Source organism: Micromonospora sp. NPDC051924, assembly GCF_055586005.1.
The window spans coordinates 61,462-74,200 of sequence record NZ_JBVJJA010000007.1; the positions used below are offsets into that span (position 1 = coordinate 61,462).

Below are 12,739 nucleotides of genomic sequence, written 5' to 3' on the forward strand. Positions count from 1 at the left end.
GTCAGGCGATCGATATTCTGAGGGGTTGGCCATTCAGGAGCTTCCCCCGGCTGAAATTCCCTCGTCCGGGGGAGGTCCCCGACCGGCCGGAGCGTCACGCTGGGGCGGTCTGCGTCGTCGTAGCGGAACCGGAGGAGGCCCGATGACTCCCGCCCAGCAGCAGGCGCCGAAGATCGAACTGCACGTCCACCTGGAGGGGACCGTCCGCCCTGGACTGCTCGCCGCGATCGCCCGCGAGCACGGCCTGACCCCGTCGCAGCTTCGGCCCCCGTACGCCTTCGCCGACCTGTACGACTTCATCACGCTGTGGAACTCGCTGACCGGCTGCCTGCGCACCCCCGCCGACTACCGACGCGTGCTGCTCGCCTACGCCGCCGAGGCGGCCGCGCACGGCGCGGTCTACCTGGAGCCGATCCTCGACGCGGAGGAGCGGCTGGGCGGTCCGGACGGCTGGGCGGACGTCCTCGCCGCCTGCTGCGACGCCGCCGCCGAGGCCCGCGACCGATACGGCGTCGAGATCGGACTCACCCCGCAGGTCTACCGCGGGCAGGCCGTCGACCTGGCCGAGGCGGCCGCCCGGGTGGCGGTGCGGTTCGCCGGCCGGGGCGTGGTCGGCTTCGGCCTGTCCGGCGCCGAGGGGCGATTCCCCACCGAGCCGTACGCCCGCACCATCGGCATCGCCAGGGGCGGCGGGCTGCAGTTCGTGCCGCACGCGGGCGAGGCCGCCGGGCCCGAGGCGGTCCGTGAGGTGCTCGCCATGGGCGCGGTGCGGATCCGGCACGGGGTTCGCGCGGTCGACGACCCGGACCTGGTGGACGAGCTGACCGGCCTCGGCGTCGTGCTGGACGTGACCCCCACGTCCAACCTGCGGCTCGGGGTCGCCCGCCCGGACCGGCCGCACCCGCTGACCGTGCTCTCCGCCGCCGGGGTGCGCTGCTCGATCTCCACCGACGACCCGGCGATCTTCGACGTCACCCTCGCCGGCGAGTACGCCCTGGCCGAGCGGCTCGGGGTCGACCCGGCCGTCGCGTACGCCGCCGGGCTGGCCGGGGCGCTCTGCGACGACGCCACCCGCGCCCGGCTGATCGCCGTCGGCGAGCGGGCGTACGGCAGGACGTCGGTCCCCGTCGGTGGGTGACCCGTCCTCCCGCCCGCGGCAAAAACCGGTTGTGGGCGAGCGGCGCGCCGCTGATGCTGGCCGGGATGAGGCGACAGGAGACGGTGCCGACCATCGACACGACGCTGGTCCGCCGGCTGGTCGCGACGCAGTTCCCGCACTGGGCCGAGCTGCCGGTCCGGCCGGTCGCGGTGGACGGATGGGACAACCGCACCTTCCACCTCGGCGACGACATGACGGTGCGGCTGCCCAGCGCCGCCGGGTACGTGCCGCAGGTCGACAAGGAGGACCGGTGGCTGCCGGTGCTCGCCCCGGCGCTGCCGCTGGCGGTGCCGGTTCCGCTCGCCCGGGGAGAGCCCGGCGAAGGCTATCCGTACCCCTGGTCGGTCCGCCGCTGGATCGAGGGGGAGACCGCGAGCGCCGACCGGATCGGCGATCCGGTCGAGTTCGCGGTCGCGCTCGCCGGTTTCCTCGCCGCGCTGCACCGCGCCGAGCCGGCCGGCGGCCCGCCGGCCGGCGCGCACAGCGCCTTCCGGGGCGCGCCGCCGGCCACCTACGACGGCGAGACCCGCCGGGCCGTCGACCGGCTCGGGGATCGGGTCCCCGCCGACCTGGTGCGGGAGATCTGGGCGGCGGCGACCCGGAGCACCTGGTCCGGGCCGCCGGTCTGGTTCCACGGCGACGTCGCCTGGGGCAACCTGCTGATGCGCGACGGCCGGCTGGCGGCGGTCATCGACTTCGGCTGCTGCGGCATGGGCGACCCGGCCTGCGACCTGGCCCCCGCCTGGACGCTGCTGTCCGGGGCGAGCCGGGCCGCCTTCCGCGCGGCGCTGGGCACCGACGACGCCACCTGGGCCCGGGCCCGCGGCTGGGTGCTCTGGAAGGGCCTGATCACGCTCGACAACCCGGACCCGGCCCGCGCCGCGGAGGCCCGCCACATGGTCGACGCGGTCCTCGCCGAGTACGCCGAAGCCACCGACGGATGACCGCCGGCCGAGGCGGCCGGCTCACCCGGTCCGCCGGCTCGGGGTGCCGGCCGGCCGGTCCGGGATGATCCGGAACACCGGCATGCCGGCGGCGACCCGGGCGAACTCGGCGAGCGGCGCGTGCCGGTCCACCGGGACGTGCGCCCGCGCCCCGGGCGCGAGGGCGAGGTGCCGGCGCAGGATCGGCGGCCGGTCGGCCACGGGCACCTCGACCAGCCGGACCGGCTCCGGCCGGCCGTGGCGCAGCACCGCCCGCCCGCCGGCGGCGCGCACGTTGGCCACCCAGTTGGCCCGCTCGCCGAGCATCGCCACCAGGTAGCGCCCGCCGTCATGGTCGGCGACCACCAGCGGTACGGAGATGGTCCGACCGCTCCGCCGTCCCGAGACCTCGAGAGTCACCCAGTGCCCGGGGGCGAGCCCGGCCGCGTACTGCCAGGCGGAGAGGCCGTTCAGGAACCGGGCGAGGCCGTTCGGCCGGCCGGTGCGGTACATCCAGCGCATGTGCCGGTGCCACAGGTCGGTGGTCATCGCAACCTCCTTCCCCTCCATTGGGGACCCGGCCGGCGGTGGACCGGAAGGGTCCGAAGTCCCGCCTCCACACCCGGGTGGCTAGGTTGGTGGCATGCATCCCGTCTCCGCCGTCATGCTGGTCGACCCCGCCGGCCGGCTGCTGATCCAGCTCCGCGACGAACACGCGCCGCACTTCCCGAACGTGTGGGGGCTGCCCGGCGGGCACGGCGAGCCGGGGGAGACCGCCGAGGAGACGGCGGTCCGGGAGCTGTGGGAGGAGACCGGGCTGCGCCCGGAGACGCCGCTGCGGCTCTTCGCGGTCCAGGAGCTTTCCGAGACCAACCGGGTCAAGCGCTACTTCTACGGCCCCACCACCGCCCGACAGGAGGACGTCGTGGTCGGCGAGGGCGCGGCGATCGTCTTCACCACGCCGGCGGAGGTGCTGGACGGCCGGCCGTACACGCTGGGCACGGCCGAGGTGCTCACCCGCTTCCTGGCCTCCCCCGAATACGCCGAGCTTGCCGCCGCCCGCCTACCCGCGACCGGTTGATCGCCGCGCCCGCGCCGGGTCGCCGAGCGGGACGATCCGCCGGTCGCCGGAGCCGGTGAGCGCCGCCAGGGGCCGGGTGGCCACGGCGACGAACCGGGCCAGCCCCGGCCGGCCCTGCCGGCGCAGCAGCCGGGGGCCGAGGTCCCGCAGCACCGTGGTCAGCGCCGGCAGCGGCCGGCCGAAGAGGGTCAGCTCGCGGATCAGCCCGTCGGGGTCGAGGCGGAGCAGCTGTGCCTCCTCGACCTCCTCCCGGCCGACCCGGGCGTGGAAGAACAGCGCGCGGGTGTCGCCCGCGCCGACCGACGTGTGGAACCGGATGTCGGTGAGCACCTCGTAGGCGGCGGCGAGCATGTCGCCCACCTGCTCCGGACCGGAGAACCGGAACCGGGCGGTGAGCGGCGAGATCACCACCACGTCGGCGGCCAGGCAGCGCACGGCGGCCGCGGCGTCGCCCCGCTCGGCGGCGGCCCGCCAGGCCGCGATCGTCTCGTCGTACCGGTCGGTCGCGTCCATCGTCGCCTCCCGCTCCACCCGCTGCGATTCATGCTGCCAGCCCTCGACCGGCCGGGCGGCCCGCGCCACGGTGAGCCGCGCCACCGGCGGACAGTGGCGCCGACCGCTGCCGGCCCGGCCGCCACGGCGCAGGATGTGGTGGGGCGCGGCGACGGGAGGCGACGATGGCGTGGTGGAGCAGGGCACGGCCCGGCCGGTGGGGCGGGTCCGACGCCAGGCCGCGAGCCACCGCAGCCGTCCGGGAAGCCGCCGGACGGCTGGGCCGTGGGTGGCTGCCCGTCGTGGAGGCCACCCTTGCCGCCACCGTCGCCTGGATCCTCGCCACCCGGCTGGTCGGCCACCCGCAGCCGTTCTTCGCCCCGGCCGCCGCGCTGATCGTGCTCGGCCAGGCGCGCGGCCAGCGGATGCGCCGGGCCGTCGAGGTGGTGCTCGGGGTGGCGGCCGGGGTGCTCGTCGCCGACCTGGTGGTGCAGGCACTCGGCCCGCGTACCACCTGGACGGTGCTCACCGTCATCCTGCTCACCGTCGCCCTGGCGGTGGCGATCGGCGCCAGCTCGGTCACCGCGGTGCAGGCCGCGGTCTCCGCCCTCTACCTGGTGGTCGTCGCGCCGCCGACCGAGGGCCTGGTGCCGTTCCGGTTCGTCGACGCGCTGATCGGCGGCGGGGTCGCCCTGGTGGCGAGCCAGCTCGTCGACGCCCGCCGGCCGCTCGCGCCGCTGGTCGCCGAGTTCCGGCACACCTTCGAGGAGCTGGCCGGGGTGCTCGACGAGATCGCCGGCGCGCTTGACCGGGGCGACGACGACGCGGCGCTGGCCGCGCTGGAGCGGGCCCGGCACGCCGACGCCGGGGTGGAGCGGCTGCGCGGCGCGGTGCAGGCCGCCGGCGAGGCGCTCCGGCTCAACCTGCGCCGCCGGGAGCACCTGGGCCGGCTGCGCTCGGTGGAGGGCTCGATCCGGCAGATCGACTACGCGGTCCGCAACGTGCGCGTCCTCGCCCGCGCCGCGGTCACCCTCACCCGCGGTCCCGCGCCGGTCCCGGCCGACCTGGGCGGCGCCGTGCGTACCCTGGCGGACGCGGTCCGGTCGGCCGGGGACGCGCTCGCCGCCGACCTCACCGGCCAGGACGGGATCGCCGACACCCACGCCGAGCGGGCGGACCTCGCCGCGCTGGAGGCGGTCCGGGCGGCGGGCCGGCTCTTCACCCCGGGCCAGACCCTGCCCCTCGCGATGATCATCGGACAGATCCGGGCCGCGGCCATCGACCTGCTGCGCGGGGTCGGCGTGGACGACGACGCCACCGTCCTCAGCCGGGTGGACGCGGCGGTCGCCAATCCCGGCGCCTGAGCCGGTCAGCCGACCAGCCAGTCCACCGCCCGCCGCCGGATCTCCGCCGGCACCTCGTGGCCGTCGGGAAACTCGGCGTACTCCACCGGGTAGCCGAGGGTGTGCAGGCGGGGGACCAGCCGGCGGCTGCACACGTCCACCGGCAGCACCCGGTCGTCCACGCCGTGCGAGACGAAGACGCGCGGCCGGCCGTGGGTGACCAGGGGCGCGGCGAAGCCGGGGGAGAACGCCACCACCGCGTCGACCAGGTCGCCGTTGGTCAACCCCAGGGAGAGGGCGTACGAGGCGCCGTCGGAGAACCCGCCGAACGTCACCCCGTCCACCGGGTAGGTGCCGAGTGCCTCCGCCAGCAGCACGTCGATCCGGGCCACGTCCGGGCCGTATCCCTCGGCGATCAGGTCCCAGGTGCTCGCGGTCGCCTGCGGGGCGAGCAGCAGCAGCCGGTGCGCGTCGGCCAGCGGCAGCAGCAGGTCCAGGCCCTGCTCGGCCGACCCGCCCGCGCCGTGCAGCAGCACCATCAGCCGGTACGGCCCGTCGCCGGGCGGCACGTGCCGCAGCCCCGGCCGCCCGCCCCAGGGGTCGGCCAGCGGGGACGTGCCGGGGGGAGCGGCCTGCGCCACCACGGTCGCGCGGGCGCTCAGCCGGCCGTGCCGGTGCCCCTCCTCGGGCTGCCGGTGTGGTGCCGCGGGCTCGGTCATCCCGTCCTCGCCCCCTCGTCGTCGGTCGGACCGCCGGCGCCCACCCCGGTGCGGCCGGTCGGGTCGCCCGGGCTTACCCGGCTCCCGCCGGTCCAACCGCACGGATCAGGCGCTCTCCCGGGCGACCAGCGTCGAGGGGAAGGAGGTGACGGGGGCTGCCTCGCGTCCCTCCAGCACGGCGGTGGCGGCGGCGGTGGCGATCCGGGCGACCGGGTGGGTGGCGGTGGTGAGCGGTGGACTGCTCACCGCCGCGTACGGGATGTCGTCGAACCCGGCGACCGCCACGTCGTGCGGCACCTGGACGCCGCGCCCGCGCAGCGCGGCGATCGCGCCCAGCGCGGTGGCGTCGCTGGCCGCGTAGATGGCGTCGGTGTCCGGCCACCGGTCGAGGACCTCCAGGGCGGCGCGGCCGCCCCGGGCGGCGGTGAAGTCACCCCGGACCACGCGCTCCGGCAGCCCGGTCGCCCGCATCAACGACCGGTACGCGGCCACCGAGCGCTCGGCGCAGGTGAGCCAGCGCGGACCGGTGACCATGGCGATCCGCCGGTGCCCCCCGGCGTACAGGTGGCGCAGCACCTCCTCGGCGCCGCCGGCGTTGTCCACGTCGAAGGAGGGGACGGTGGGCGAGCCGATGCCGATCGAGGCGACCCGGCCCCGCATCCCCGCGGGCACCGCGTCGAGCGCCGCCTGCGTCGTGTTGACCAGCACCATCCCGGCGACGCTCCGGTCGTCCCCGAGCCGGCGCAGCTCCGACAGGGCGCGCCGGGACAGCCACTCGAGGGTCACCCCGAGCCCGTGCGGGGCGCACACCCGGGCCGCCGCGCTGACCACCCGGTCCACGTACGGGTCGTCGAAGAGGGCGTCGTCCCGGCCCACGACGGCCACGACGAGGCGGACGCCACCGCCGCGCACCAGGGCCCGGGCGGCGGGATTCGGCACGTAGCCGAGCCGGTCGGCGGCGGCGGCGACCCGGTCCCGGGCGTCCGGGGAGGCGAAGCCGTAGCCGCCGAGGACCCGGGAGGCGGTGGCCCGGGAGACCCCGGCCGCCCGGGCGACGTCGTCGAGGGTGGCGGATCGTGTGGTCGGCGTGCCCATGTCGGCATCATGCCCGGTCCGGGCGATGGTGGTAAGGGGTGGGAGCGCTTGCGCTGAGAGCGCTCTCGGGTGTCGGATGGTCGTCGCACCAGCCCGGGGGAGAGGACCATGCCACGGTGAGCAGCACCATCGACACGCCGGCCGTCGACCGGCCGGCCGTGCCCCGGCCGGTCCTGGCCGCCCGCAACGGCGTGGCCGTCGTCTTCACCCTCAACGGGCTCGCGGTGGCCACCTGGTTCTCCCGGGTGCCCGCGGTCCGCGAGGGGCTCGGGCTCAGCGCCGGGCGGCTCGGCCTGCTGCTGCTGGCCATGTCGGCCGGCGCGCTGGTGGCGATGTCCACCGCCGGTCTGGTCACCCTGCGGCTCGGTCCGGCCCGGACCGTGGCGGCGTCGACCGTGCTGGTCGCGCTGGGCCTGGCCGGTGCCGGTCTCTCCGCCGGCCTGGCCGGCTCGCTGGTCGGCGTCGCGGTCGGCCTGTTCGCCCTCGGGTACGGCTCCGGCGCCTGCGACGTGGCGATGAACGTCGAGGGCGCGGCGGTGGAGAAGCGGCTCGGCCGAACGATCATGCCCCGGTTCCACGCCGCCTGGAGCCTCGGCTCGGTGGCCGGGGCCGGGCTCGGCGCCGGGGCGGCCCGGCTGGGCGTACCGGTCGGGTGGCACCTGTCCACGGTGGCGCTGGTGGTCCTGGCCGGCACGCTGCTCGGCGCCCGCGCCTTCCTGCCCGCCCCGGCCGAGCCGACCGGTCCGGCCGATCCGGCCTCGCGGCGGCGCGCGCTGCTGGCCACCTGGCGCGAACCGCGGACCCTGCTGATCGGCCTGTTCGTGCTGGTGATGGCGTTCACCGAGGGCAGCGCCAACGACTGGCTGGCGGTCGCGTTCGTCGACGGGTACGGGGTCAGCCAGGCGGTCGGCGCCACCGTCTTCGGCGTCTTCGTGGTCGGCATGACCCTCGGCCGGACCGCCGGCACCGTGGCGATCGACCGCTGGGGCCGGGTACGCGTGCTGTCTGGCACCATCGGGCTCGCCGCCGTCGGGGCCACCCTCGCCGTGCTGGCCGGCTCCGGGCCGCTCGCCGTGGTGGGCGTGGCGCTGTGGGGGCTCGGCGCGTCGCTCGGCTTCCCGGTCGGGATGAGCGCCGCCGCCGACGACGAGGACCGGGCGCCGGCCCGGGTCAGCGTGGTCGCCATGATCGGCTACACCGCCTTCCTCGGCGGCCCGCCGCTGCTCGGCTTCCTCGGCGACCACCTGGGCATCCTGTCCGCTCTCGGGCTGGTGCCGCTGCTCCTGCTGCCCACCCTCGCCCTGGTCCCGGTGCTCCGCCCGCCGGCCCGCTGACCCGCCTGCCCGTCCAGCGGACCCGCACCCGCCTCGCAGCCGGTTCTCAGGTAGGGGTGCTGCACTGGTGGGACGCCGAGGAGAGGAGGCGGCCATGGGCTGGTTCAGCCGCCGGGCCACCGACCCGACCACCCCGACCAAGCTCGACCGTGAGGCGAACCGGGACGACCTGGCCGCGCTGGAGGCGTTCGTCGCCAGCCGCCGCGGGGTCGAGTTCTACCTGGAGCCGGAGACCACGGCGACCGACACCACCGTCGTCGCCATCGCCCACGACGGCGAGTGGATCCGCCGCCGTACCGGCTCGCCCCGGGCCGCCGCCAAGATCGCCCAGCGGCACGCGGTCCCGCTCTACGAGGCCGCCCGCACCGGCTACCCGGAACGGATGCGGGCCTGGAACCGGGCTCACCCGGAGCGGCGCGCCCGCTGACCCGGGCCGGGCCGGTCAGCGGAACGCGGCGGCGAGCTCGTCGTCGTACACGGCGAGCGGGTGGCCGTCCACCCCGTACGCGACCAGCCGGCCGTGCGTCATCGTCGCCGACCGGAAGGAGAACGTGCGGGATCCGGGGTAGGCGGGGAGCAGCGGGACGACCCGGGGCGCCCCGCCGGGCGCGGAGTAGTACTCCAGGCGGGCCACCTGCGGGGAGACCACCCCGTTGACCCGTACCTTGGTCGGCTCGACGGCCGTGCCGAAGGTGACCGGCCCGTCCCCGCCGTACGCGGCGCACGCGGTCGGGCCACGGCAGACGAAGAAGTACCTGGGGTTGGCCACGTCCGCCAGGGAGTAGGCCTTGAAGGTGGGATCGGCACCGGCCGGCAGCGGCTGCACGGCGAAGAACGCCAGCGTCGCCGCGGCCGCGACGCCCACCCGCAGCCAGGCCCGCCCGATGCCGCGGCGCCGGGACGCCGCCACCGCGACGCCGCCGAAGCCGGCCAGGCAGAGCGCGCAGACCCCGAGGGTGCGGGCGTTCTCCAGGAGGAATTGCACGCCGGGGCGGGTCGACACCGGCCCGAGCACCGCGCCCAGCGACACCACCATGGCCACCAGCAGGGCCACCCCGGCGACCTTCCGGGCCACCCCGGTGGCGCCGACCAGCAGCATCCCGGCCAGCACCGGCCACACCTGGTGATGGGTCCAGGAGACCGGGGAGGCCGCCACCGTGGCGCAGCCGACCAGCACCGCGGCGTGCCCGGGGCGGCCGTCTGCGGTGAGTTGCCGGGCCCGCAGCAGCGCGGCCAGGCAGATGCCGGCCATCAGGACGGCCCAGACCACGGGCAGGGCCGCTGGGGAGAGCCCGACCCGCAGCAGCATGCCGTGCACCGACTGGTTGCCCAGCGAGGCCAGGTCGCCGATCCGGGAGGTCTGCAGCACCGTGCCGGTCCAGTAGGTCCGGCTCTCCGCCGGCAGCACGACCACGGCGAGGGCCGCGCAGGCCAGGAAGGCGCCCACCGCGCGGCCCGCGTCGCGGTACCGGCGGGCGGCGAGGAAGTAAGCCACGAACAGCAGCGGGGTCAGCTTGACCGCCGCGGCCACCCCGACCAGCACCCCGCGCCACCGGGCCGGCACGACGCCCATGCCGTCCAGCAGGGCCAGCAGCACGACGAAGATGCTCACCTGCCCGAAACGCAGGTTGCTCTGCACGGGCGCGGAGAGCAGCAGCACGGTGGCGGTCGCCGCCACCGCCAGCGGCCGGCTCGACCGTCCGGCGGCCAGCGCCGCACCGACCGGTACGGCGAGGGCGACCACGGCCGCGACCGTCAGCAGCAGCCAGACCACCCCCAGCACGGACTCCGGCAGCGTGGTCACCGGCCAGAGCACCAGCGCCGCGAACGGCGGGTAGGTGAACGGCCCGCCGTTCTCCGCGACGTACCCGTACAGCGGGCGCCCGGCCCGCAGGTCGGTCAGGGCCCCCCGGTAGATGTGCAGGTCGGAGAGGTGGTCCGGGCGGCGCAGCACCAGCCCGACGGAGACCGTGGCGGCCAGCGCGAACGCGACCCACAGCAGTATCACCTGGCGGTCCCGCATCGGCCGAGGATAGGCCAGCCGACCCGGGTACGGGGGGCGGTCAGGCGCCGGCCGCGACCCCGGCGCCCACGCAGAGCAGGACGCACCCGGTGACCAGTTGGAGGCGCCGGTGCACGGCCGGCGTGGACACCAGCGCCCGGCCCCGGTCCACCGCCCAGGTGAACAGCAGGTACCAGCACCCGGTGACCACCGCCCACAGTGCCCCGAGGGCGACGCTGGACAGGAACACCGGCCCGTCGGCGGTGAGGAACTGGGGCAGCAGCGAGACGGCGAACACCCCGGCCTTCGGGTTGCCCAGGTTGGTCGCCAGACCCGCCGCGTACGCCCGCCCGCGGCCGGCCGGGCCGGCCGTCTCCCGGGCCGGAGGGGCCGGGCTAATCCGGCGCAGCGACAGCAGGGTGGTCACGCCGAGCCCGGCCAGCAGCGCGCCACCGGCCAGTCGCACCGCCGCGTACCCGTCGGGGTTGGCCAGCAGCACCGCGGAGAGCCCGGCCGCCGCCGCGGTGGTCCAGATCAGCAGGCCGGTGCAGGTGCCGGCGATGCTGGCCCAGGCGCGGCGCCGGCCGCCGCCGAGAGTCTGCCGCAGCATGAGCGCCTGGCCGGCGCCGGGCAGCATGGCCAGCAGCCACGTCGCGGCGACGAACACGGGCAGATTCGTGGGCATGTGCGGAGGCCTCCCTCGGTGACGGCTGCCCCCAGGTTGCCGCTCGCGGTGGCTTCAGAGAAGTAAAGCTTCTACGGCGCAGTTGTAAGATCGCTTAATGCCCCTGGATCCCGCGCAGCTGCGCCTGCTGGCCATGATCGAGCGGTACGGCTCGCTGTCGGCGGCCGCCGCGGCGCTGCGCGTGACGCCCGCTGCGGTGACCCAGCAGCTCGCTCGGGCCGAGCGCGACTGCGGCGCCACGCTGGTCCGGCGCGGGCCGCGTGGGGCCAGCCTGACCCCGGCCGGGGCGGTCCTCGCCGGGCACGGGCACGTCATCGACCAGCACACCCGGCAGGCCGCCGACGGGCTGGCCGCGCTGCTCGGGCAACTGGCGCTGCGGCTGCGCATCGGCGCGTTCCAGGCCGCCGCGCTGCACCTGCTGCCGCCGGCGCTGACCGCCCTGCGCCACCGCCACCCCGACGCAGACCTGTCGGTCGTGGACATCACCTCCGAACGCGGCATGCCCGACGTGGCCGCCGGCGACCTCGACCTGGCCGTCATCGCCGCCTGGGACGAGCCGCCGGCCCCGCCCGAGCACGTCCGGGTCCACCCGCTGCTGACCGACCCGATGGTGGTCGTCCTGCCCGACGACCATCCCCTCGCCGCCATCCACCCGCCGGACACAGTGCTCCGCCTCGACCAGCTCCGCGACGAGGCCTGGGTGACCATCCTGGCCGGGCACGCCGCCCGCGCCCAGTTCGACCGGGCCGCGGCCGAGGCCGGGTTCGCCCCGAAGGTGCGCTTCCAGACCGCGTCCTACGACGTCGCCCAGGCGCTGGTCGGCACCGGCATCGGCGTCGCCCTGGTCTCCCGCCTCGCCCTCACCGACACCCCCGGCACCACCCACCGCCCACTCGCCCCGCGCGGGCCGCACCGCCGGCTCTACGCGGCGACCCTCGCCGACCCCGGCCTCACGCCCCTGGTCGACGCCTTCCTACGGCTCCTGCACGACGTCGCCGACGACATCCGCGCCGGCTGGGCGGGCCGGTAGCGCCGGTGCCCCGGCCCGCAGACCGGCGGCAACCTCCGCCTCGGCCGGGCGGCCCCGGACGCCGGGCGTGGCGGCGACGGTCGGCGCCTGACCGGTCCCGCGCTCGGGCCCGTCAACCGGCCAGGGCCGCGCGCGCCTCGGCCAGCCGCACCGGCTCGTCGTGGGCCGAGACGTACCACTCGACGTCGTCGGTGAGCAGGCCGCGCGCCATCGCCAGGTCCGGGCCGTCCGCCGGGGTCCGCAGGTGCGCCGGCGGCGGGTACCAGCAGTCGCCGAGCAGCAGCACCCCCGAGTCCGGCACCAGGACCACCGACGAGTCGGGGGCGTGCCGGCCGCCGACGTGCCGGACGACCACCCCGGTGGGCAGGGTCAGCTCGTCGGCGAAGGTACGCGTCGGTGGGAGCACCGCGAAGCCGTCCCAGGAGTCCACGGCGAGGGCCCGGGCCCGGTAGCTGTGCCCGAGCAGCGGGTTGGCGCGGACCTGCTCGCGCAGGTGGCGGTGGCTCCACGGCCGGGCCGCCTCGGCACGCAGCGGTGCCACCCCGGCCGCGTGCCCGACGATCTCGACGCCCGGCCAGGCGCAGGCGCCCCACACGTGGTCCCAGTGGTGGTGCGTGTAGACCAGCCAGCGCGGCTCGGGCAGCCCGGCGGCGCGCAGCCCGGCCTGGATCTCGCGGGCGTGCGCCGGGCTCTGGCCCGCGTCGACGAGCACACTTCCGCGCTCGTCGGCGACGACCGCCACGGTCGGCCGGACCGCGTACGGGTCGGGATCGCCGGGGAACAACCAGACCCGGCCGGCCAGCTGTACGGGCGTGACGGCGTCGATGGCGGCAGTTCCCTTCGCCGATGGCGGAACGCGGTTCACTGTCGACGTCC

At 76.7% G+C, this 12,739-nt stretch carries 14 protein-coding genes; 7 read left to right on the forward strand and 7 right to left on the reverse strand.

What is annotated here, in order from left to right; genetic code table 11:
* Positions 1-142 precede the first annotated feature (142 nt).
* Together ACZ6S5_RS07645 and ACZ6S5_RS07650 are read left to right on the forward strand one after the other, a co-directional pair.
* Positions 143-1,138: an adenosine deaminase family protein gene (locus ACZ6S5_RS07645; RefSeq protein ID WP_465998812.1), complete on the forward strand. Its 996-nt coding sequence runs from the start codon at positions 143-145 to the stop codon at positions 1,136-1,138.
* Positions 1,135-2,103: an aminoglycoside phosphotransferase family protein gene (locus tag ACZ6S5_RS07650; RefSeq protein WP_465998814.1), complete on the forward strand. Its 969-nt coding sequence runs from the start codon at positions 1,135-1,137 to the stop codon at positions 2,101-2,103. Before ACZ6S5_RS07645 ends, ACZ6S5_RS07650 begins: the two co-directional genes overlap by 4 nt.
* A gap of 21 nt (positions 2,104-2,124) precedes the next feature.
* Here ACZ6S5_RS07650 and ACZ6S5_RS07655 read toward each other — a convergent pair whose 3' ends face one another.
* On the reverse strand, positions 2,125-2,631 hold the full coding sequence (locus tag ACZ6S5_RS07655; RefSeq protein WP_465998816.1) for a nitroreductase/quinone reductase family protein: 507 nt from the start codon (positions 2,629-2,631) through the stop codon (positions 2,125-2,127).
* A 94-nt stretch (positions 2,632-2,725) separates the two neighbouring features.
* On the opposite strand from ACZ6S5_RS07655, the gene ACZ6S5_RS07660 reads away from it, so the two are divergent.
* Positions 2,726-3,163, forward strand: a complete 438-nt coding sequence (locus ACZ6S5_RS07660) for an NUDIX hydrolase (RefSeq protein WP_465998818.1) — start codon at positions 2,726-2,728, stop codon at positions 3,161-3,163.
* Here ACZ6S5_RS07660 and ACZ6S5_RS07665 read toward each other — a convergent pair.
* Positions 3,146-3,760 (reverse strand): nuclear transport factor 2 family protein, encoded by a 615-nt coding sequence (locus ACZ6S5_RS07665; protein ID WP_465998820.1) that lies wholly within the window; start codon positions 3,758-3,760, stop codon positions 3,146-3,148. The two genes, ACZ6S5_RS07660 and ACZ6S5_RS07665, sit on opposite strands and share 18 nt — an antisense overlap.
* A 197-nt stretch (positions 3,761-3,957) precedes the next feature.
* Here ACZ6S5_RS07665 and ACZ6S5_RS07670 point away from each other — a divergent pair, with 197 nt between their 5' ends.
* Positions 3,958-5,019, forward strand: coding sequence for an FUSC family protein (locus tag ACZ6S5_RS07670; RefSeq protein ID WP_465998822.1), 1,062 nt, complete (start codon positions 3,958-3,960; stop codon positions 5,017-5,019).
* A 5-nt stretch (positions 5,020-5,024) separates the two neighbouring features.
* Here the strand turns inward: ACZ6S5_RS07670 and ACZ6S5_RS07675 are convergent, their stop codons facing one another.
* Together ACZ6S5_RS07675 and ACZ6S5_RS07680 are read right to left on the reverse strand one after the other, a co-directional pair.
* Positions 5,025-5,717, reverse strand: a complete 693-nt coding sequence (locus ACZ6S5_RS07675; protein ID WP_465998824.1) for an alpha/beta hydrolase — start codon at positions 5,715-5,717, stop codon at positions 5,025-5,027.
* Between the two features lie 105 nt (positions 5,718-5,822).
* Positions 5,823-6,812 carry a LacI family DNA-binding transcriptional regulator gene (locus ACZ6S5_RS07680; protein ID WP_465998826.1) on the reverse strand — a complete coding sequence of 330 codons (990 nt, stop codon included), beginning with the start codon at positions 6,810-6,812 and terminating at the stop codon, positions 5,823-5,825.
* 116 nt (positions 6,813-6,928) lie between these two features.
* Between ACZ6S5_RS07680 and ACZ6S5_RS07685 the strand changes: the two genes are divergently transcribed.
* Together ACZ6S5_RS07685 and ACZ6S5_RS07690 are read left to right on the forward strand one after the other, a co-directional pair.
* On the forward strand, positions 6,929-8,146 hold the full coding sequence (locus ACZ6S5_RS07685; protein ID WP_465998828.1) for an MFS transporter: 1,218 nt from the start codon (positions 6,929-6,931) through the stop codon (positions 8,144-8,146).
* Between the two features lie 94 nt (positions 8,147-8,240).
* Positions 8,241-8,573: a hypothetical protein gene (locus tag ACZ6S5_RS07690; RefSeq protein ID WP_465998830.1), complete on the forward strand. Its 333-nt coding sequence runs from the start codon at positions 8,241-8,243 to the stop codon at positions 8,571-8,573.
* A gap of 15 nt (positions 8,574-8,588) precedes the next feature.
* Here the strand turns inward: ACZ6S5_RS07690 and ACZ6S5_RS07695 are convergent, their stop codons facing one another.
* Both ACZ6S5_RS07695 and ACZ6S5_RS07700 read right to left on the reverse strand, forming a co-directional pair.
* Positions 8,589-10,169, reverse strand: a complete 1,581-nt coding sequence (locus tag ACZ6S5_RS07695) for a glycosyltransferase 87 family protein (RefSeq protein WP_465998832.1) — start codon at positions 10,167-10,169, stop codon at positions 8,589-8,591.
* Between the two features lie 40 nt (positions 10,170-10,209).
* A complete protein-coding gene (locus ACZ6S5_RS07700; protein ID WP_465998834.1) occupies positions 10,210-10,833 on the reverse strand; it encodes a LysE family translocator in 624 nt (207 codons plus the stop codon).
* A 97-nt stretch (positions 10,834-10,930) separates the two neighbouring features.
* Between ACZ6S5_RS07700 and ACZ6S5_RS07705 the strand changes: the two genes are divergently transcribed.
* Positions 10,931-11,863 carry a LysR family transcriptional regulator gene (locus tag ACZ6S5_RS07705; RefSeq protein ID WP_465998836.1) on the forward strand — a complete coding sequence of 311 codons (933 nt, stop codon included), beginning with the start codon at positions 10,931-10,933 and terminating at the stop codon, positions 11,861-11,863.
* A gap of 112 nt (positions 11,864-11,975) precedes the next feature.
* On the opposite strand, the gene ACZ6S5_RS07710 is transcribed toward ACZ6S5_RS07705, so the two are convergent.
* Positions 11,976-12,728, reverse strand: coding sequence for an MBL fold metallo-hydrolase (locus ACZ6S5_RS07710; RefSeq protein ID WP_465998837.1), 753 nt, complete (start codon positions 12,726-12,728; stop codon positions 11,976-11,978).
* Positions 12,729-12,739: the final 11 nt, after the last annotated feature.

Bases quoted from the DNA above. Each gene is read 5' to 3' on its own strand.
- ACZ6S5_RS07655 (WP_465998816.1), bottom strand. From the start codon at position 2,631: ATGACCACCGACCTGTGGCACCGGCACATGCGCTGGATGTACCGCACC.
- ACZ6S5_RS07690 (WP_465998830.1), top strand. From the start codon at position 8,241: ATGGGCTGGTTCAGCCGCCGGGCCACCGACCCGACCACCCCGACCAAG.
- ACZ6S5_RS07700 (WP_465998834.1), bottom strand. From the start codon at position 10,833: ATGCCCACGAATCTGCCCGTGTTCGTCGCCGCGACGTGGCTGCTGGCC.
- ACZ6S5_RS07695 (WP_465998832.1), bottom strand. From the start codon at position 10,169: ATGCGGGACCGCCAGGTGATACTGCTGTGGGTCGCGTTCGCGCTGGCC.
- ACZ6S5_RS07660 (WP_465998818.1), top strand. From the start codon at position 2,726: ATGCATCCCGTCTCCGCCGTCATGCTGGTCGACCCCGCCGGCCGGCTG.
- ACZ6S5_RS07705 (WP_465998836.1), top strand. From the start codon at position 10,931: ATGCCCCTGGATCCCGCGCAGCTGCGCCTGCTGGCCATGATCGAGCGG.
- ACZ6S5_RS07675 (WP_465998824.1), bottom strand. From the start codon at position 5,717: ATGACCGAGCCCGCGGCACCACACCGGCAGCCCGAGGAGGGGCACCGG.
- ACZ6S5_RS07680 (WP_465998826.1), bottom strand. From the start codon at position 6,812: ATGGGCACGCCGACCACACGATCCGCCACCCTCGACGACGTCGCCCGG.
- ACZ6S5_RS07645 (WP_465998812.1), top strand. From the start codon at position 143: ATGACTCCCGCCCAGCAGCAGGCGCCGAAGATCGAACTGCACGTCCAC.